The 925-nt window shown below is 47.8% G+C and carries 1 tRNA gene; it reads left to right on the top strand.

Annotated features, from left to right (window positions below):
• The first annotated feature begins 10 nt into the window (after window positions 1–10).
• A tRNA-Asn gene (locus tag DZ860_RS25315) sits at window positions 11–84 on the top strand.
• Window positions 85–925 lie beyond the last annotated feature (841 nt).

Below are 925 nucleotides of genomic sequence, written 5' to 3'. Positions count from 1 at the left end.
GACGAATGTCGCCTCCGTGGCGCAACCGGTTAGCGCGTTCGGCTGTTAACCGAAAGGTTGGTGGTTCGAGCCCACCCGGAGGCGCTTCCCACTTCTGACGAAACAAATCAACAACATCAACACTCGCTTCGTCACACATCCATCAATACACTCACACTGTACAACTACTCCACCAACACACACCCGGATTACTCTCAATCCCTGTGGCAATATRCCACTCCACAATCATCTCTCCATCCAACGACTACACGTCCACTGTCCACTACCACACGTCAATTCCACCACACTCCATTCGAATTTACACTATACATATACACCACTGTGTCAAACACTCTCTTCACACATTCCACACGTCCTAACTCACGCACTCACTCCCTGATCACCTCATTCTCACCCACAACACATTTGACGCGTTGAATTGATCAACTGTCAGACTCGAAATTCCACTATGTTGTTTGACAACGCAGTTGGCGAATACCAACCAATTCTCCGTGCAAACACGCTCCTCAATCATCACCGAACTGATCGCACTATGTGGACATAGGGAACAAGACACACGAGTGCAATTCATCACCAGAATATTGCCAACAAGGGACTCAAACGTCTACCATGCAACTGCCTGACGACCAGTCAGTGTCGATGTAGACCGATGCAAAACTCGTCGGAACAAATCTCTGACTGATTCGACTGCATTCTGAACTAGATGAGTGGGTGATTAGTGGTGGTGTTGGTGTTGGTGTTGGTGTTGGTGTTGGTGGTGTGAAATTGGTATTGTAGTTGGTGTCAGTGTTTGTGTAATGGTGGTCATGCTAGTGATTGTGTTTGTTTTGTTGCTGGTTGTTGTGTGCGATGTGAGTTGGTATTGATGTGAGTTGGTATTGTGTTGTGGTATGGTCTGTGTGGGGTCGACGAATGTCGCCTCCGT

Source organism: Vibrio sinensis (genome assembly GCF_003605645.1).
Taxonomy (GTDB): Bacteria; Pseudomonadota; Gammaproteobacteria; order Enterobacterales; family Vibrionaceae; genus Vibrio; species Vibrio sinensis.
This window is presented reverse-complemented; position numbering and strand designations above follow the sequence as displayed.